The sequence below is a fragment of the Streptococcus oralis subsp. tigurinus genome (assembly GCF_002356415.1).
In the GTDB taxonomy this organism is placed as follows: Bacteria; Bacillota; Bacilli; order Lactobacillales; family Streptococcaceae; genus Streptococcus; species Streptococcus oralis_F.
Genome location: NZ_AP018338.1, coordinates 1,087,532 through 1,105,896 on the forward strand (window position 1 = coordinate 1,087,532; position 18,365 = coordinate 1,105,896).

Annotated in this window: 17 protein-coding genes; 2 read left to right on the forward strand and 15 right to left on the reverse strand. The window is 41.1% G+C overall.

The window, feature by feature from the left end; all coding sequences use genetic code 11:
* Window positions 1–67: 67 nt before the first annotated feature.
* From STO1_RS05515 to STO1_RS05525, 3 genes are all read right to left on the reverse strand, one after another.
* Complete coding sequence (locus STO1_RS05515; protein WP_081730795.1) at window positions 68–379, reverse strand: CHY zinc finger protein; 312 nt, start codon at window positions 377–379, stop codon at window positions 68–70.
* Between the two features lie 14 nt (window positions 380–393).
* Window positions 394–1,680: a peptidase U32 family protein gene (locus STO1_RS05520; RefSeq protein WP_096422342.1), complete on the reverse strand. Its 1,287-nt coding sequence runs from the start codon at window positions 1,678–1,680 to the stop codon at window positions 394–396.
* Between the two features lie 136 nt (window positions 1,681–1,816).
* A complete protein-coding gene (locus STO1_RS05525; RefSeq protein ID WP_096422344.1) occupies window positions 1,817–2,515 on the reverse strand; it encodes a GntR family transcriptional regulator in 699 nt (232 codons plus the stop codon).
* Window positions 2,516–2,655: 140 nt separating this feature from the next.
* On the opposite strand from STO1_RS05525, the gene guaA reads away from it, so the two are divergent.
* Entirely contained in the window at window positions 2,656–4,218 is a 1,563-nt protein-coding gene (gene guaA / locus STO1_RS05530; protein WP_096422346.1) for a glutamine-hydrolyzing GMP synthase, read from the forward strand.
* A gap of 73 nt (window positions 4,219–4,291) precedes the next feature.
* Here the strand turns inward: guaA and ffh are convergent, their stop codons facing one another.
* From ffh to STO1_RS05550, 4 genes are all read right to left on the reverse strand, one after another.
* The gene (gene ffh / locus STO1_RS05535) at window positions 4,292–5,863 is read right to left on the reverse strand and encodes a signal recognition particle protein (RefSeq protein ID WP_000863639.1); all 1,572 of its coding nucleotides are present in this window, start codon (window positions 5,861–5,863) and stop codon (window positions 4,292–4,294) included.
* A gap of 11 nt (window positions 5,864–5,874) precedes the next feature.
* Window positions 5,875–6,207 (reverse strand): putative DNA-binding protein, encoded by a 333-nt coding sequence (locus tag STO1_RS05540; protein ID WP_000402066.1) that lies wholly within the window; start codon window positions 6,205–6,207, stop codon window positions 5,875–5,877.
* A gap of 140 nt (window positions 6,208–6,347) precedes the next feature.
* The gene (gene tuf, locus STO1_RS05545) at window positions 6,348–7,544 is read right to left on the reverse strand and encodes an elongation factor Tu (protein ID WP_007521701.1); all 1,197 of its coding nucleotides are present in this window, start codon (window positions 7,542–7,544) and stop codon (window positions 6,348–6,350) included.
* 227 nt (window positions 7,545–7,771) lie between these two features.
* Window positions 7,772–8,881 (reverse strand): AI-2E family transporter, encoded by a 1,110-nt coding sequence (locus STO1_RS05550; RefSeq protein ID WP_000489825.1) that lies wholly within the window; start codon window positions 8,879–8,881, stop codon window positions 7,772–7,774.
* A 103-nt stretch (window positions 8,882–8,984) separates the two neighbouring features.
* On the opposite strand from STO1_RS05550, the gene pbp3 reads away from it, so the two are divergent.
* The gene (gene pbp3, locus STO1_RS05555) at window positions 8,985–10,226 is read left to right on the forward strand and encodes a D-alanyl-D-alanine carboxypeptidase PBP3 (protein ID WP_096422348.1); all 1,242 of its coding nucleotides are present in this window, start codon (window positions 8,985–8,987) and stop codon (window positions 10,224–10,226) included.
* Window positions 10,227–10,260: 34 nt separating this feature from the next.
* Here pbp3 and sdbB read toward each other — a convergent pair whose 3' ends face one another.
* The 8 genes from sdbB to pfkA all read right to left on the reverse strand — a co-directional run bounded on the left by sdbB (window position 10,261) and on the right by pfkA (window position 18,357).
* A complete protein-coding gene (sdbB, locus tag STO1_RS05560) occupies window positions 10,261–10,806 on the reverse strand; it encodes a thiol-disulfide oxidoreductase-associated lipoprotein SdbB (protein ID WP_000755589.1) in 546 nt (181 codons plus the stop codon).
* Between the two features lie 11 nt (window positions 10,807–10,817).
* A complete protein-coding gene (gene ccdA2 / locus STO1_RS05565) occupies window positions 10,818–11,525 on the reverse strand; it encodes a thiol-disulfide oxidoreductase-associated membrane protein CcdA2 (protein ID WP_000443812.1) in 708 nt (235 codons plus the stop codon).
* A gap of 127 nt (window positions 11,526–11,652) precedes the next feature.
* Window positions 11,653–12,513 carry a methionyl aminopeptidase gene (locus tag STO1_RS05570; protein ID WP_007521691.1) on the reverse strand — a complete coding sequence of 287 codons (861 nt, stop codon included), beginning with the start codon at window positions 12,511–12,513 and terminating at the stop codon, window positions 11,653–11,655.
* A gap of 15 nt (window positions 12,514–12,528) precedes the next feature.
* Entirely contained in the window at window positions 12,529–13,806 is a 1,278-nt protein-coding gene (spxR, locus tag STO1_RS05575) for a CBS-HotDog domain-containing transcription factor SpxR (protein WP_007521689.1), read from the reverse strand.
* Window positions 13,799–14,350 carry a GNAT family N-acetyltransferase gene (locus STO1_RS05580; RefSeq protein WP_007521687.1) on the reverse strand — a complete coding sequence of 184 codons (552 nt, stop codon included), beginning with the start codon at window positions 14,348–14,350 and terminating at the stop codon, window positions 13,799–13,801. Before STO1_RS05580 ends, spxR begins: the two co-directional genes overlap by 8 nt.
* A 15-nt stretch (window positions 14,351–14,365) precedes the next feature.
* Window positions 14,366–15,625 carry a UDP-N-acetylglucosamine 1-carboxyvinyltransferase gene (locus STO1_RS05585; RefSeq protein ID WP_001227106.1) on the reverse strand — a complete coding sequence of 420 codons (1,260 nt, stop codon included), beginning with the start codon at window positions 15,623–15,625 and terminating at the stop codon, window positions 14,366–14,368.
* A 154-nt stretch (window positions 15,626–15,779) separates the two neighbouring features.
* Window positions 15,780–17,285, reverse strand: a complete 1,506-nt coding sequence (gene pyk / locus STO1_RS05590; protein WP_007521685.1) for a pyruvate kinase — start codon at window positions 17,283–17,285, stop codon at window positions 15,780–15,782.
* A 64-nt stretch (window positions 17,286–17,349) separates the two neighbouring features.
* Window positions 17,350–18,357: a 6-phosphofructokinase gene (gene pfkA, locus STO1_RS05595; protein ID WP_096422350.1), complete on the reverse strand. Its 1,008-nt coding sequence runs from the start codon at window positions 18,355–18,357 to the stop codon at window positions 17,350–17,352.
* Window positions 18,358–18,365: the final 8 nt, after the last annotated feature.

An 18,365-nucleotide genomic window follows, 5' to 3' on the forward strand; every position in this document is an offset into this window, starting at 1 on the left:
TTCCACTTTTTCTATATTTTCCGAAATAAATTGAAAAATCTAAGTTTAGAACTTGGATAGATTCATTTTATTTGAAATGGTAGGAATAGTGTTGTTTACACCCTGGATTAAATGGAGCGCTACAATAAGGACAAGCTATCTGTTCTTGATATTCTTGAAAAGTCATTGTCCTTTTACAGGCCCCACATAAAATCGGTTGATCCTCAGAAAGCGCCAAGGGGTAGGGAGAAAATACATGTGTTTCCAGAGCATTGTGACACTGATAGCATGCGTAATATTTCTTGCATTCATAACACTGGAGTGAAACAATATCCCTTTCACTATGATAATGAACACATCTGCTTTCATCATCTACCAATAAACCTTGAGCTTGAATCATTCCCTTTTCCTTATCTAAGCACGAACTGTGACACTTGTCCCGTCTTCCTTATAGAGGTTGATAAGCCCTTCTTTCAGAGCACGTACCATATCCCCAGCTTGTACAGGTTGCGGAACCTTGATTGTCAAGAGTTCCATTGGATTTGGAGCGCGATCGATTTTATTTCCCTTGGCATCGTGAAGATCCTCGATATAGGTTTCAAAATGACGTAAACCTGGTCCATAAAACTCCACTTGGTCGCCTTCGTTGATGACATTCCGTTGACGAATGGTTGCCGTTTGAGTCGTATCATCGTACGCAACCACTTCAGCGACAAACTTGTATTCAGGGATTTTACGACGTGCACCAAACAACTGTTCATTTTCTGTAGGTGTACTATAGTAGAAACCTGTTGCCAATTCACGTTGGGCAACCTTCCACATCTCATCTACCAGGTCTTGTTTAATAGCTTCAAATTTTTCTGGGCTTTCAAGGTAAGCATCCACAGCCGCCTTGTAACAGTTGGTTACAGTTGAAACATAGTGGATTGACTTCATACGACCTTCAATTTTTAGACTATCCACACCATTTTCAATCATATCTGGAATATGGTCAATCATGGACATGTCAACGGCTGACATCGAAAATTCTTCAGGAATTTCACCTTTAAGACTCTTGCGTTCTTGACCAAAAGGCATGTCGTAAAGGTCGTATTTCCAACGGCAAGACTGCGAACAACCACCACGGTTGGCGTCACGCATACTCATGTGGTTTGAAAGCGTACAGCGACCTGAGTAAGAAATACACATGGCTCCATGGACAAAGGCTTCAATCTCTACGTCTGTGCGTTTGCGAATCTCTGCCAATTCTTCCATTGAAACTTCACGCGCCAAAACGACACGAGTCAAGCCCAGTTCTTTCCAGAACTCTAGCGTTTCATAGTTCGTCGCACTGGCTTGGGTAGAGAGGTGGATTTCAAGACCTGGTGCTTCTGTTGCTGCAATCATAATCAAGGCCGGATCTGACACGATAACTGCCGCAATACCAATGTCACGCAACTTACGGAACCACTCACCAGACCCAGCTTCATTTCCTTCGTGCATAACCATGTTGGCAGCTACATAGACCTTGGCACCATACTTGGCAGCGAATTGCACACCTTCTTCCATCTGTTCAAAGGTGAAGTTTCCTGCACGGCTACGAAGACCATAAGCCTGTCCACCTATAAAAACAGCATCAGCTCCATACCGAACAGCCACTTTTAGTTTCTCTAAAGTCCCTGCAGGCGATAAAACCTCAGGACGTTTTAATGTTTTTGTCATTTTTTCTCCTATTTGCAATATAAAAGTTTGACGTTTTTCCTTCTCATTTTATAGTAAATAAAGGATAAAATCAAGCCTAGACAGATTGTTTTGACAATTCTAATCTTTTAAAAAACAAAAAACTAGCCTTTCTAAACTAGTTATTTTCAAGATAAAATTCAAAGCGTTCGCCCACGTATTGACTCTTTACATATTCGAAAGCTGTCCCATCTTCAAGATAAGAAACCTGAGTCAAAGCTAAAATGGCATGCCCCTTTTCAACTTCCAGATAGTGAGCAATTTTTTCCTTAGCCAATCTCGCATAAATGGTCTGTTGGGATTTGCCAATACGGTAGCCATGTTGCTGCAAGGTTTGAAAGAAGTGACTGGTGATTTCTTCTTTTTTGAAATCCTTAATGAATTTCTCAGGAATGGATGCGACTTCATAGACTAGCGGAACTTGGTCAGCGTAACGCACCCGTTCCATACGAATGATATTATCAGTTGGTGAAATCCCAAGTTTTGCCACTTCCTGCTCGTTGGGAATGGTTCTCCTATAAGAAATCAGCTGACTAGAAGGAACTTTTCCTTGAGCTTTGACAATCTCCGTAAAACTAGTGGTGCCCCGCATTTTTTCTTGAACTCGAGTACTAGAAACAAAGGTTCCGCTTCCTACACGACGCTCCAAAACTCCCTCCTCAACCAAGAGAGAGATAGCCTGGCGTAATGTCATCCGGCTAACTTGAAACTGGTCTGCAAGATCCCGTTCACTAGGAAGCCTTTCTCCTATCATCCAACGATGCTCGTCGATATCTTTTTTTATCTGATCGTGGATTTTCATATAAGCTGGTAACATGCTTTTCACTTCTTTTCTTTATTTTCTCTATTGTACCGTATTTAATTAGGAAAAGTCAAACTTTGCCTTGTTTAGTTGGTAATTCGCTCTCATTTGTGATAAAATATTGAAAAAGATATTTCTTTTGAGAAAGGAAAAAGATGAGCAACATTTCAACTGATTTGCAAGATGTCGAAAAAATCATCGTACTGGACTATGGAAGCCAATACAACCAGCTTATTTCACGCCGTATCCGTGAAATTGGTGTTTTTTCTGAGCTAAAAAGCCATAAAATTTCAGCAGCAGAGGTTCGTGCCATTAACCCTGTAGGAATCATTCTCTCAGGTGGGCCAAATTCTGTTTACGAAGAGGGTTCATTTGATATTGATCCAGAAATTTTTGAACTTGGTATTCCAATTTTGGGAATCTGCTATGGTATGCAACTTTTAACTCATAAACTTGGAGGAAAAGTTGTACCGGCAGGTGATGCTGGTAACCGCGAGTATGGCCAATCACCACTTACCCATACCACTTCTGCCCTCTTTGAAGGGACTCCTGAAGAACAGATTGTTTTGATGAGCCATGGTGATGCAGTTACTGAAATTCCTGCTGACTTTGTCCGTATAGGAACTTCCGCTGACTGTCCTTATGCAGCTATTGAAAATCCAGACAAACACATCTACGGTATCCAATTCCACCCAGAAGTTCGCCATTCTGTATACGGGAATGATATCCTTCGCAACTTTGCCCTTAACATCTGTAAAGCTAAGGGTGACTGGTCAATGGACAACTTCATCGAGATGCAGATTCAAAAAATCCGTGAAACTGTTGGAGACAAACGTGTCCTTCTCGGTCTATCTGGTGGTGTTGACTCTTCTGTCGTTGGCGTTCTTCTCCAGAAAGCAATCGGCGATCAATTAATCTGTATCTTTGTAGATCACGGTCTTCTCCGTAAGGGAGAGGCTGACCAAGTTATGGACATGCTTGGTGGTAAGTTTGGTTTGAATATTGTCAAAGCCGATGCTTCAAAACGCTTCCTTGATAAACTTGCTGGCGTTTCTGATCCTGAGCAAAAACGGAAAATCATTGGTAACGAATTTGTTTATGTCTTTGATGACGAAGCAAGCAAGCTAAAAGATGTAAAATTCCTTGCTCAGGGAACGCTTTACACTGACGTGATTGAGTCTGGTACAGATACAGCCCAAACCATCAAGTCACACCACAACGTTGGTGGTCTTCCAGAAGACATGCAGTTTGAATTGATTGAACCATTGAACACTCTTTATAAAGACGAAGTTCGTGCCCTTGGTACAGAGCTTGGTATGCCAGACCACATCGTATGGCGCCAACCATTCCCAGGACCAGGGCTTGCTATCCGTGTCATGGGTGAAATCACTGAAGAGAAACTAGAAACTGTTCGTGAGTCAGACGCTATTCTTCGTGAGGAAATCGCTAAAGCTGGTCTGGACCGTGATATTTGGCAATACTTCACAGTTAATACAGGTGTTCGTTCAGTCGGTGTTATGGGTGATGGTCGTACTTACGACTACACAATCGCCATTCGTGCCATTACTTCTATCGATGGTATGACAGCTGATTTTGCCAAGATCCCTTGGGAAGTTCTTCAAAAGATTTCTGTCCGTATCGTAAACGAAGTAAACCACGTTAACCGTATCGTCTACGACATTACAAGTAAACCACCCGCAACTGTAGAGTGGGAATAAACCAATCAAACACAAAAGAACTCTGAATCAGATTCAGAGTTCTTTTTTAGGTAAGCGCTTCTGCTTTCCTTTTTTATTTACGTTTCTTCTTCGCTTTTTTCATTTTGTTGGCCATACGTTTCATAGACTGTTTCATGGCAAATTCACCGATTTTACCTTTGAGACCTCCACCAAACATCTGGCTCATATCTGGCATGCCTGCGCCTCCGAGCCCCGACATATCGGGCATTCCACCTTGTCCCATCATGCCTTCGAGGGCAGACATATCCATCCCTCCCATATTTGGCATATTTTTTGGAAGGTTATTTGGATTGATTCCCATCTGCTTCATCATCTTGTTCATATCTCCAGACATGACACCTTGCATGAGCTGTTTGGCCTGGTTAAAGTCTTTGATGAATTTATTGACTTCGACAAAGGTATTTCCAGAACCTGCAGCGATACGACGGCGACGACTTGGATTTAACAAATCAGGATTTTCACGCTCCTCAGGTGTCATGGAAGACACAATGGCACGTTTGCGCGCAATCTGGCGCTCATCCACCTTCATATTTTGAAGGGCTGGATTGTTAGCCATACCTGGGATCATCTTGAGCAAGTCTTCCATTGGCCCCATATTTTGCACCTGATCCAATTGATCGATGAAATCATTGAAATCAAAGGTGTTTTCGCGCATCTTCTCAGCCATTTCAAGGGCTTTTTGCTCATCGTATTCCTGAGAAGCTTTCTCAATCAAGGTCAGCATATCCCCCATACCAAGAATACGACTTGACATGCGGTCTGGGTGGAAGGTTTCAATGTCCGTAATCTTTTCACCTGTACCAGTGAACTTGATTGGTTTTCCAGTGATGTGACGAACAGATAGAGCCGCACCACCACGAGTATCACCATCAATCTTGGTAAGGATAACCCCAGTCACTTCCAACTGAGCATTAAACTCACGCGCAACATTGGCCGCTTCTTGACCAATCATGGCATCAACGACGAGCAGAATTTCATTTGGTTGAGCTAGTGCTTTCACGTCACGAAGCTCATTCATCAAAAGTTCATCAATCTGCAAACGACCTGCCGTATCAATCAAGACATAGTCATTATGATTAGCTTGGGCTTGTTCCAAACCTTGACGAACAATCTCCACAGCTGGAACCTCTGTCCCAAGAGCGAAGACAGGCACATCAATCTGTTGTCCCAAGGTCTTAAGCTGATCAATAGCAGCAGGACGATAAATATCCGCCGCAATCATCAAAGGACGGGCATTTTCTTCCTTCTTGAGTTTGTTGGCCAATTTACCAGCAAAGGTTGTTTTACCAGCCCCCTGCAAACCGACCATCATGATAATCGTCGGAATTTTAGGAGACTTGATAATCTCTGCCGTATCAGAACCTAAAACGGTTGTCAGTTCCTCATCAACGATTTTGATAATCTGTTGCGCGGGATTAAGGGTATCAATGACCTCATGCCCGACTGCACGCTCACGAACTTTCTTGATAAAGTCCTTTACAACGGGCAAGGCAACGTCGGCCTCAAGCAAGGCCAAGCGAATTTCTTTGGTTGCCTCTTGGACATCAGATTCAGAGATTTTTCCTTTTTTACGTAGATTTTTAAAGACGTTTTGCAAACGTTCTGTTAAACTTTCAAATGCCATGTTTCTTCCTCTTATTCTCTATTATCAATGCTTGTTAAAATTTCTATCTGCTCCTGCAGAAAGTCATCCTTGGGATAGCGCTCCAAAATCTGGTCAAAAATCTGACTGCGGACAATGTAGTCCGAATACATGTGCAATTTCATCTCATAATCTTCTAGAATCTTTTCTGTCCGCTTGATATTATCATAAACAGCTTGACGACTGACACCGAACTCTTCAGCAATCTCAGCAAGACTGTAGTCATCAGCATAGTAGAGTTCAATATAGTTCATCTGCTTGTCTGTCAAAAGCGCAGCATAAAATTCAAAAAGCGCATTCATACGATTGGTTTTTTCGATTTCCATAACCTTTATTATACCAAAAAAACGATTATACTGCTAGAGTAGAAGCACTTCAAATAGAACAAGAAGAAAAAAGAACCTTGCAAGGCAAGATTCTTTTAGTGTCTGACTTAAATAATTGTTCTTCTGGGAACTTAATCGAATTAAGCTTCGATTTCTGTAACCATACCTGAACCAACAGTACGTCCACCCTCACGGATAGAGAATGTAGTACCTTGTTCTACGGCGATTGGGTGGATCAACTCAACGTCGATAGTCACGTTATCACCAGGCATTACCATTTCAGTACCTGCTGGAAGTTCGATTGAACCTGTAACGTCAGTAGTACGGAAGTAGAATTGTGGGCGGTAGTTGTTGAAGAATGGAGTGTGACGTCCACCTTCTTCTTTAGTAAGGATGTAGACTTCACCTTTGAATTTAGTGTGTGGGTTGATTGAACCTGGTTTAGCGATAACTTGTCCACGTTCGATTTCGTCACGTTGAATACCACGAAGAAGTACACCTACGTTATCTCCGGCAAGACCTTCATCAAGTTGTTTACGGAACATTTCAACACCAGTAACAACTGCTTTTTTAGTTTCGTCTTTGATACCAACGATTTCGATTTCGTCGTTGACACGAACAGTACCACGGTCGATACGTCCTGAAGCAACAGTACCACGTCCAGTGATTGAGAATACGTCTTCGACTGGGAGAAGCAATGGTTTATCTGTATCACGTTCTGGTTCTGGGATGTACTCATCAACAGTATCCATCAATTCCATGATGATATCTTCGTATTTAGTATCACCTTCAAGTGCTTTAAGAGCTGAACCTTGGATAACTGGAAGATCGTCACCTGGGAAGTCGTATTCTGACAAGAGGTCACGGATTTCCATTTCAACCAATTCAAGCAATTCTTCGTCGTCTACCAAGTCAACTTTGTTCATGAAGACGATAAGGTGTTTAACACCAACTTGACGTGAAAGAAGGATGTGTTCACGAGTTTGTGGCATTGGTCCGTCAGTTGAAGCTACTACAAGGATAGCTCCGTCCATTTGAGCGGCACCAGTGATCATGTTTTTAACGTAGTCCGCGTGTCCTGGAGCGTCGATGTGAGCATAGTGACGTTTTGCAGTTTCATACTCAACGTGCGCAGTGTTGATAGTGATACCGCGTTCGCGTTCTTCTGGAGCAGCATCGATAGACGCATAGTCTTTAGGTTGGTTAACTGCTGAAGGCAAGCGACGTGCCAAAACAGTTGTGATAGCTGCAGTCAAAGTAGTTTTACCGTGGTCAACGTGTCCGATAGTACCAATGTTAACGTGTGGTTTACTACGATCGTATTTTTCTTTTGCCATTTGAGTAAAAGCCTCCAATAAAATATATTTTATAGATAGACAGTAGGCAATACAGTCTAACTTTCCTTACTATTTTATCAAATTTCTGCTAAATTGCAAGTGTTTTACACATATTTTATGAATTAATCTGAATCTTACAAAGTGCTGTTCTTCTGCTTCTTTATACAATTCAAGTTTATTTCATTCTAGCGGTATTATGTTCACAAAAAAATCAGGTTCCCCTGATTCTAAATGGATTCTGATTTTTCCAGTTCTTTAGCTTCCTTATGATTTTCATATAATTTCGCCAAGAATTTAGTGATTTCTTTGAGAATAGAATAGGTTGGCACTGCTACAATCATCCCTATGACGCCGTAGATATTACTTGACAGTAAGAGGAGCACCAAAATCGTAATCGGATGCACTTTCATAACCCCTCCAACGATACGTGGATAGAGAACATTTCCATCGATTTGCTGAATAATAAGCATATAAGCAACCGCAATCAACATACGATGAGGATCCGTGAACACATTGGCAATCACCATTGGAATCAAGCCAATACTTGGACCAACATAAGGAATTAAATTTGCGATTCCAGAGAAAATAGCAAAAACAAGAGCGTACTTTAATCCGATAACGCTATAACCAATATAGGCTAAACATCCGATAATAACCGCATCAATCGCAATTCCACTGATATAGCGCGCTATGGTTGTATTGAGATTGGTTAAAAGGCTAGAAAGATTTAATTTATCATGTTTTAAGACGGTACGTTCCAACATCGGTAGCAACTTATGTCCATCTAACAAGAAATAAATCAAGAAGACGGGAGTCATAATGAGAATCAGAACCGTGCTAAACAAGGCTGAAAGGACGCTTCCTAAACTGTTGCTGACGCTATTAAGAATATTCTGTAGGATATCCACATAGGAGAGATTTAACTGTTGAATTGTTTGTTGAATATCGATATTCTGGAAAATAGGGTTCATCGACAAATCAATAACCAAATCCTGCAATCTGCTATAGATATTTTGACTAGAAATAATCAAGCTAGTCAACTGATTAATCAGAATCGGCAAGAGATAGACGACCCCTACAACGATGGCACCAATTAAAGCACAGAGAGTGACCAAGACACCAATTAGACGATTAATCTTACATCTCTTTTCCAAAAAGGTAACGATTGGATTGGTAATGTAGTAAAAAAATCCACCTAACAAAAATGGAATCATGATGGTATTCACAACCGTCACGAAAGGAGTAATAATCGCTCCCATCTCTCTCCAAAGATAGAAAATCAGTGTTAATAATAAAATTTCAGCTGTCCAAAAAAATAATTTGTTTCTACGGAACATAGGCATCCTCCTCTATTTATTTTATCATATTTCTTCAAAAGATAAGATGGCTTTAGTATAAAAGCGAGAAAAATTTTTTTCTTTATGATAAAATAAAGCTAATATGAAAAAAATAATTCTATCTTTTATAACACTTTTTGTTTTTGGAACAGTTTCTACTGTTTCTGCTCAGGAGTTTGATGTTGCTGCTAAACATGCCATTGCTGTCGAGGCCACAACTGGAAAAATCCTCTACGAGAAAGATGCAAATCAGCCTGTAGAAATTGCTTCTATTACCAAACTTGTTACAGTCTATTTGGTCTATGAAGCTCTGGAACAAGGAACTATCAGCCTATCTACACCTGTCGATATTTCGGACTATCCTTACAAACTTACAACCAATTCTGAGGCGAGTAACGTCCCTATGGAAGCTCGAAATTATACTGTTGAACAACTATTAGAGGCTACAATGGTATCCAGTGCAAACAGCGCTGCGATTGCACTAGCAGAAAAGATTGCTGGTTCTGAGAAAGACTTTGTAGACAAGATGAGAGCTAAACTTCTTGAATGGGGAATTCAAGATGCAACTATTGTAAACACAACTGGTTTAAATAATGAGACCCTTGGCGATAATATCTATCCTGGTTCTAAAAAAGACGATGAAAACAAGTTGAGTGCCTACGACGTTGCAATAGTCGCTCGTAATCTCATCCGAGATTATCCTCAAGTTTTGGAAATCACCAAAAAACCAACTTCTACTTTTGCTGGACTTGAAATCCACTCAACCAACTATATGTTGGAAGGAATGCCAGCCTATCGTGGTGGTGTCGACGGTTTGAAAACAGGTACTACCGACAAAGCTGGTGCTTCTTTCGTTGGAACAACCGTTGAAAAAGGGATGCGTATTATTACGGTTGTTTTAAATGCGGACCAACAAGATAGCAACCCTTATGCACGTTTTACTGCAACTTCTTCACTTTTAGATTATATTTCTGCAAACTTTGCCTTAAAAACTGTCGTTCAGAAAGGCGAAACCTATAAAGATAGCAAAGTGACAGTCCTTGATGGGAAAGAAGATAAGGTAGCTGCAATTGCTAAGTCAGATATTTCAATCGTCCAACGAGTTGGAAGTGAAACAACATCAGCTCTTCAATTCACACCAAAATCAAGATCAGAAACTGCTCCTTTGGAAGAAGGAAAGGTTGTCGGTAGCCTAACCTATGATGACCAGGACTTGATTGGTCAAGGCTACCTCACTTCTGAAAAACCTTCTTTTGAAATGGTCGCTGAAAAGAAAGTAGAAAAAGCCTTCTTTTTGAAGGTTTGGTGGAATCAATTTATCCGCTTTATCAATGAAAAACTATAAAAAAATCGCGAACAATCGCGATTTTTTCTTTATTTTATTTCATTTCTTTAAATGCTGCTTCCGCATCTGCATTGCTAATAGCACCGAACTGAATTTTCCCGATTTTACCTTGACTGTCAATCAAGTATTCCGTTGGAATACTACGAATTTGGTAGGCTTGAAAGGCGGTTGCTTGGGTATCATACAAAACTGGTATATCCTTGTAGCCTTGTTCTTGAAACCATTTTGGAAAGTCTTGAACTGTTTTTTCACCTTGTAGACCTGGTGCAATGACACTCAAGATTTCAAAGTCTCGATCTTGTTTGGCAGCTAATTCCATCAGCTCAGGCATGCTTTTTTTACATGGTCCACACCAAGATGCCCAGAATTTCAAATAGACCTTTTTCCCTTTATAGTCTGATAACTTCACTTCTTTGCCATCCATAGACTGCAAGGTAAAGTCTGGCGCATCCTTACCCACTGCGATTTGTTGTACAGCAGGTTGTTTTGGACTGCTTGTCTGTTTGGTTTCTTTTTCACCACAGGCAATCAACAAGAATAGAGACATGAGGCTCAATCCAGCAAAAATAACTTTTTTCATTTTTTCTCCTTTTATCCAAGAATTCCTGACAAGGCATTTAACTGCCCTAGCATTAATAATAATCCCATCAAAATAATCAAGGCTCCCCCGATTTTCTTTAGTAGAATCATATGGGGTTTTAATTTACTAAAATAGGGCATGATCCAGCCCGAAGCTAAGGCCAAAACAAGGAAAGGAAGAGCCATCCCCAATGTGTATACTAATGTTAACACGGCTCCTTGCCAAGCACCATTCCCTCCTGAAGCCGCTAGAGCTAAGACCGAACTTAAAACTGGTCCGATACAAGGAGTCCATCCAAAACTAAAGGTTATCCCAAGTAAAAAGGCTGATAGATAGTGATTTGACTTTGATTGTTTGAAGGTGACTGTCTTTTGAACTTCCAGTTTATTGAAATGCAAGATTTCCATCTGGTGAAGCCCTAAAAGAATAATGACTGTCCCCATAGCATAACGAAACCAGTCTGCATAGAGCATGTGCCCTAGGAATCCGGCTCCAAATCCTAGAATAAAGAAAATGAGGGAGATTCCTGCAATAAAGCACAAGGTCCGAATTAAGCCTGACCAGGCAACGTCTCTTCCAAAAAAGCGGAAACTTTTCGAATTTCCTTGATCATCCAGTAAAATACCAGCATAGACAGGTAGCAAAGGAAAGATGCAGGGTGAAAAGAAGGACAGAATACCTGCTAAAAAAACGGATACTAGAAATATAATCGACTCCAACGAATTACCTACTTTCTCAAAATTCTAATCCTATTTTACTACAAAAGGATAAATTTGTAAGAAGTCTGCTACGCTTATTTATTTTGATAAAATTTGACACAAAAAAAGGAGCTAAGCTCCTTTTTTTTTAATACGTTCCTTCTTCACCTTGACTAGTCAAGATAACAGGGCCGTCTTTGGTAATCACGAACTGATGTTCATATTGGCAAGACAGGCCGCCATCGATGGTTTTATGAGCCCAGCCAGTTTTCATATCTGTATCAATTTCCCAATCCCCAGTATTGATCATGGGTTCAATGGTCAGGACCATTCCTTCACGGAGACGGAGACCACGACCAGCGACACCATAGTTAGGGACCATTGGCTCCTCGTGCATAGTTGGACCAACTCCGTGACCAACCAAATCACGCACTACACCATAACCACGACTTTCAGCATATTCTTGAATGGCCGCACCGATATCGCCGATACGGTTTCCAACGACTGCTTGCTCAATCCCTACATACATAGCTTTCTTGGTCACGTCCATCAAGTTCTTCACTTCTTCAGACGGTGTACCGACCGCATAAGCCCAACATGAGTCAGCTAAACCGCCAGTATAACTTTGGGTGTATTTTTTCATTTGCTCAACATTATTAAAGTTGAGTTTAGACACATTGAGGTCTGATTTGGCAATTGGACCGCCCAATACCATGTCAACCTTGAGCAAATCGCCATCTTTCAAGATGTAATGACGTGGGAAAGCGTGAGCTACTTCGTCATTAAGAGAGCAACAAGTGGCATAGGGATAATCCATAACTGCACCATCAACGCCAATCTGTAAAGGAAGGAAATTCTCCTCTTTACAACGTCGACGAACGTACTCTTCAACTTCCCACATATCCACGCCTGGCTTAATCAAATCACGTAAGCCAATATGGATACTTGCTAGGAAATCACCAGCCTTGTCCATGGCTTCGATTTCACGTGCTGATTTTAAAGTTATCATTTTTTCTCCTAGATTCTAATTAATTTTAACCGTAACATTTGCTTTTGAAACAATCTGATGCCCATGATAAATATCATAATCAATAATAGCTGAGCGTCTCGTGTGGTGAATAATCCGAGCCTGAATTCGCAGAGTATCATCAATCTGAACAGCCTGCAAGAAATAAATCAACATCTGCTCTATGATAAGATTGCGCCCGCTATTGACAACGAGGTCTTGGGTCATATGGTTGAGGATTTCAGCCAAGACTCCATTAGCAAGGACCCCATTTTTCTCCAACATGAAAGGCTCAACAGTAATGACGACTTCATCATGATGATAAGAGAGTTTTTGTCCGATTTGCTCGGAGAAAGTCGGCAAAGCTGAAACTTGGGAACGGCTCATCTTTTCCATGACATCTCGTCGTGTTACGACACCGAGCAAGGTTTGGTTACTTCGGACAACGGGAACCATCTCAAAGTCTTCTGCGATCATCCGTTGACTAACATTGGCAATATTGGTCGCTAAGCCTGTTACAAAGATACTACGTGTCATCACCTTGTCAATCGTTGTGCTGGGGGATTTATCTCCTGCGTCACGCATAGTAACAACCCCAACAACCACTTGGTGTTGGTTAATGACTGGGAAACGACTACTTCTGTTCTTACGGACCAAGTCTAGATAGTCTTTTACTGTATCCGTTTCTCTCAAAAAACCATACTCATGACTGGGACGATAGAGCTTCTCGACTGTCAGAATATCGGTTTTGATTTGAACATTTGAGAGAGCTTTGTTAATCATGGTTGCTACTGTAAAAGTGTCATGCTTACTTCTTAGAACTGGAATCCCTTTTTTATTGGCCAACTCAAGAACATCGTCCTGAACATAGAAACCACCTGTCACGAGGACCGCATTTTCATTTTCCAAGGCTAGAAGTTGAATACGAGTACGGTCACCTACGATTACAAGACCACCATCATGGAGATAGGATCGGATATTCTGCTCTGTCATGGCCCCAATGGAAAATTTGCTAAATTCTCTCTCCAACCCTTCCTGGCCGGCTAAAACTTCAGAGGAGGTGACTTCAGCAATTTCAGCATAGGTTAGCCGTTCAATAGCCACTTTTTTTGGCTTAACTCGTATGGTTCCACTACGTGGTCGAGTTTCAACGATGCCACGATTTTCAGCTTCTTTGATAGCTCGGTAGGCGGTTCCGTCACTAACACCTAGATGATTAGAGATACTGCGAACACTAACTCTTTTCCCAATTGGCAACTCTTCCAGATAGGACAAGATTTCCTGGTGTTTACTCATTGAATTCTCCTTTTATATATCGAAATTCAAGATAGTCTCTCATTTTTCGTGTATAGCGGTCGCTCCCCTTAAACTGTCGGACGAGACTAAATCCCGATTTTAAGGCTACTTTTTGACTAGCCTGATTCTCCAGATGAGTGATGATGGATAATTGTTTTAAACCAAATTCTTCAAAGGAAAGCTGACAAAGCTTGGTAACTACTTCTGTCATATAACCTTGTGACCAAGAATCTTTTTTTAAGAAGTAACCAATTTCTGCCTCTTTTTTGATTTCATCGATTTTTTCAAATTTAATAGAGCCAATCATTTCCTGATTTCCTTGGAGACAAATTGCCCAAACTCCTAGAGGATTCTTCATAAAATAGTTAGCAAGTGCGTACTGACTTTCTTCCAAACTTGCTTGACTGGGAAAAATAAACTGCAAATTCTCAGGGTTTGAAGCAATGTCGAAAAATGCTTGACTGTCACTAAAAAAGAAAGGACGCAAATACAAGCGCTCCGTTTCAAAAAAAGAAAACATTGCTAATTTGGTCCAAATATTCATAATCACCTCAACGGCTTAGTCTTCAACGAGTGTAATATCTGCTCCAAGACTACGCAATTTTTCAATAATATCTGAGTAGCCACGAAGGATAAACTCAATATTCGTAATTTCAGTCTGGCCTTGAGCCATCAAACCAGCGATGACAAGTGCTGCACCAGCTCGCAAGTCTGTAGCTTTTACACTTGCCCCGTGTAACTTACGACCACCGTTGTAGATAATGTGATCATTTGTAGTCGTAATATCCGCATCCATTTTTGCTAACTCAAAGACATGATTGACACGTTTCTCATAAATCGTATCAATAATGGTTCCACGACCTTGCGCAGTTAGTAAAAGTGGCGTGATGGGCTGTTGCAAATCGGTTGCGAACCCTGGATAGGGAGCTGTTTTAATATTGATAGCCTTCAAATCGGACTGTTCTTCAACGAAGATACTGTCTTCTGAGACCGTCATACGAACCCCCATTTCCTCTAGTTTAGCGATAAAGCCTTCTAAGTGTTCATAGAGAACGTTGTTAATGCGAATTCCTTTTCCTACCGCTGCAGCAAGTGAAATATAGGTTCCAGCTTCGATACGGTCTGGAATGACTTGGTGACGCGTCCCATGAAGTTTCTCAACACCATCAATAATGATAATATCAGTCCCTGCACCACGAATATGGGCCCCCATGTTGTTCAAAAGGGTAGCCACATCGATGATTTCTGGTTCACGGGCCGCATTTTCAATGACAGTACGTCCCTTTGCTTTAACCGCGGCAATCATGGTGTTAATCGTTGCACCAACGCTAACAGTGTCCATGTAAATACTTGCTCCGTGAAGCCCCTTGCCTTGGGCAGATAAATTCATATTATCTCCCTCGTAGCTGACCTTAGCACCCATGGCTTCAAAGGCTTTCAAGTGAAGGTCAATCGGACGAGGCCCCAGATCACATCCACCAGGAAGTCCAACTGTAGCTTCACCAAATCGACCTAAAAGACTTCCGTAGAAATAATAAGAAGCACGCAAGCTATTAATCTTACCATAAGGCATAGGAATGTTTTGAACGCCTCTTGGATCAATCTCCAAGACATCGTCATAACGCTTAACAGTTGCCCCCATAATCTCCATGATTTCGACAAGACTAGCAACGTCTGAAATATCTGGAACACAATCTAAAGTGACAATATCATCTGATAAGATAATAGCTGGAATAAGTGCTACAACACTATTTTTAGCACCACTAATGGTGATCTCACCTTGCAATGGACGTCCACCATTGATGACAATTTTTCTCATGTTTTACTCTTTCAAAATTTACTAAAAAGGTCTTTTCGTTCTATTATACCACAATTTTCAATTTTTTCCCATTCCTATTGATTAAACATTCCATTTCGATAAAAAAACCTATCATTCAAGCTGAACAGCTTGAATGATAGGTTTTAATGTTAGATTAACGTACTGTACGGATGCGCATTGTGTTTGTACGAACAGCTTCTCCAACTGGTACACCTGCAACGATAACGATATCGTCACCAGATTGTACAAGACCTGCTTCAACTGCTTTACGTTCAGCAATTTCGAACATATCGTCAGTTGATGATGGAGCATCTGTCAACATTGGGATAACACCCCAGTTCAACATCAATCCACGTTCTGTCAATTCGTCAAATGTCAATGCCAAGATATCAGCATTTGGACGGTATTTAGAAATCAAACGTGCTGTGTGACCTGTCTTAGTAAGAGTTACAACCAATTTGATATCCATTGAGTTAGTAGCGTCTTTAACAGCTGAAGCCATAACTTCTGTCTTAGAGTTACGTTCGAAAGTATCTGAGTTCAAACGTCCGTATTCGTTAAGAAGAGTTTGTGCGTTCTTGTCAATTGTAGCCATTGTTGTTACTGACTCAAGTGGGTATTTACCATTTGCAGACTCACCTGAAAGCATTGTTGCGTCAGTTCCGTCGATAACAGCGTTAAATACGTCTGATACTTCTGAACGAGTTGCACGTGGTTTTTCAGTCATTGTTTCAAGCATGTTTGTTGCTGTGATAACAACTTTACCTGCTGCGTTCACTTTAGTAATAATCATTTTTTGGTAAACTGGAACCATTTCAAATGGTACTTCGATACCCATGTCACCACGAGCGATCATGATACCGTCAGCAGCTTCAATGATTTCATCCAAGTTGTCGATACCTTGTTGGTTTTCAATTTTAGCGAACAATTGAACGTGGCCGTTACCAGTTTCTTCACAGATTGCACGAACTTCGTTAACGTCTTTTGCAGTACGGACGAATGAAATCGCGATGAAGTTAATACCTTGTTCAAGACCAAAGCGGATATCATCGTTATCACGTTCAGCAAGAGCTGGGAAAGGAATTTTAGTGTTAGGGATGTTTACACCTTTTTGTTTAGCGATCACACCATCATTTTCCACTTCAACTACAAATTCACGAGTTGCATCGTCTTTTTCTACAACGCGAAGACCCAATTTACCATCGTCAACCAATACTTGGCGACCAACTTCAACGTCATCATAGATGTCAAGAGCACCAGCAACGTTCAAAGCAATCACTTCACGAGTTGATTTAATTCCTTGTTTAGTTGCAACACGGATTTTTTCACCAGTTTTGTATGAGTACTCTTTAGCTTCACCTTCGAACAACTCAGTACGGATTTCTGGTCCTTTAGTATCAAGAAGGAAACCAACTTTTTTACCTGCAAGTTTTTCTGCAAGTTTAACAGTTGCCATACGTTCACCTTGTTCTTGGTGGTCACCGTGTGAGAAGTTGAAACGGAAAGTGTTAGCTCCCGCTTCAATCAATTTAGCAATGTTTTTAGCTGAAGCTTCAACATCAAGTTTTTCACCCCAGTATCCGTCATCACCGAATTTCTTTCCACCACGGATTTCAACCGCAGGACCCAAAGTTGCAACGATTTTTACACGTTTATTCATGATTTGTGACTCCTTTATATAATTTGACCTTTTATGGTCATTTTACCAGATTAGTTAAAGTTGATTATGACAAGCTCTTATTCAAGCTAGCAAGTTCAAGGTCAGCTTTGTGAGGGTTGTTAACAACGATTTTACCATCAGCTGTTAAGCTGAACAAGGCTCCTTCTTCTGCTGTTCCAAGAATTGGATTTTCAACCATTTTCTCGTTACGAATACCAACAGCTACACCACCGATTCCTTGTTTAAGAAGTTTAACAGCGTGTGCTCCCATACGTGACGCTAATACACGGTCACGAGCAGTTGGTGATCCACCACGTTGGATATGACCGAGTTCTGTGACACGAAGATCACTTGTGTCTCCAGCTTCTTTCAGCTTTTGACCAAACTCAGCCGCTGACATGACACCTTCAGCTAAGACGATGATGTTGTGTTTTTTACCGCATTCATAACCAGCTTTGATACTAGCTACGATATCTTCCATCTTGAAGCCTTCTTCAGGGATAATGATTTCATCAGCTCCAGTTGCGATACCAGCCCAAAGAGCGATATCACCTGCGTTACGTCCCATTACTTCAACAACGAAAGTACGATGGTGACTTGATGATGTATCACGAATCTTATCGATTGCATCCATTGCAGTAGTAACTGCAGTATCAAATCCGATTGTGAAATCAGTACCTACGATATCGTTATCGATTGTACCTGGAAGCCCAATAGCAGGGAATCCATGCTCAGTCAAGCGCATAGCTCCGTGATAAGAACCATCACCACCGATAACAACGACACCTTCGATACCGTGTTTTTTCAACTGCTCAATCCCTTTAAGTTGACCTTCAAGTTGTGCAAACTCAGGGTAACGAGCAGAATGAAGGAAAGTACCACCACGGGAAATGATGTCTCCTACTGAAGCAGCATCAAGTGGATAAATTTCGCCGGCAACCATACCTGCGTATCCATCGTAGATACCAAATACTTCCATTCCTTCTGAGATTGCTTGACGAACTACCGCACGGATAGCAGCATTCATACCAGGGGCGTCTCCACCACTGGTCAAAACAGCAATACGTTTCATTTGGTTAT

Excerpts from the sequence above, each read along its gene's own strand:
- STO1_RS05515 (WP_081730795.1), bottom strand. The coding sequence starts at position 379 with ATGATTCAAGCTCAAGGTTTATTGGTAGATGATGAAAGCAGATGTGTT.
- STO1_RS05520 (WP_096422342.1), bottom strand. The coding sequence starts at position 1,680 with ATGACAAAAACATTAAAACGTCCTGAGGTTTTATCGCCTGCAGGGACT.
- STO1_RS05525 (WP_096422344.1), bottom strand. The coding sequence starts at position 2,515 with ATGTTACCAGCTTATATGAAAATCCACGATCAGATAAAAAAAGATATC.
- guaA (WP_096422346.1), top strand. The coding sequence starts at position 2,656 with ATGAGCAACATTTCAACTGATTTGCAAGATGTCGAAAAAATCATCGTA.
- ffh (WP_000863639.1), bottom strand. The coding sequence starts at position 5,863 with ATGGCATTTGAAAGTTTAACAGAACGTTTGCAAAACGTCTTTAAAAAT.
- STO1_RS05540 (WP_000402066.1), bottom strand. The coding sequence starts at position 6,207 with ATGGAAATCGAAAAAACCAATCGTATGAATGCGCTTTTTGAATTTTAT.
- tuf (WP_007521701.1), bottom strand. The coding sequence starts at position 7,544 with ATGGCAAAAGAAAAATACGATCGTAGTAAACCACACGTTAACATTGGT.
- STO1_RS05550 (WP_000489825.1), bottom strand. The coding sequence starts at position 8,881 with ATGTTCCGTAGAAACAAATTATTTTTTTGGACAGCTGAAATTTTATTA.
- pbp3 (WP_096422348.1), top strand. The coding sequence starts at position 8,985 with ATGAAAAAAATAATTCTATCTTTTATAACACTTTTTGTTTTTGGAACA.
- sdbB (WP_000755589.1), bottom strand. The coding sequence starts at position 10,806 with ATGAAAAAAGTTATTTTTGCTGGATTGAGCCTCATGTCTCTATTCTTG.
- STO1_RS05570 (WP_007521691.1), bottom strand. The coding sequence starts at position 12,513 with ATGATAACTTTAAAATCAGCACGTGAAATCGAAGCCATGGACAAGGCT.
- spxR (WP_007521689.1), bottom strand. The coding sequence starts at position 13,806 with ATGAGTAAACACCAGGAAATCTTGTCCTATCTGGAAGAGTTGCCAATT.
- STO1_RS05580 (WP_007521687.1), bottom strand. The coding sequence starts at position 14,350 with ATGAATATTTGGACCAAATTAGCAATGTTTTCTTTTTTTGAAACGGAG.
- STO1_RS05585 (WP_001227106.1), bottom strand. The coding sequence starts at position 15,625 with ATGAGAAAAATTGTCATCAATGGTGGACGTCCATTGCAAGGTGAGATC.
- pyk (WP_007521685.1), bottom strand. The coding sequence starts at position 17,285 with ATGAATAAACGTGTAAAAATCGTTGCAACTTTGGGTCCTGCGGTTGAA.
- pfkA (WP_096422350.1), bottom strand. The coding sequence starts at position 18,357 with ATGAAACGTATTGCTGTTTTGACCAGTGGTGGAGACGCCCCTGGTATG.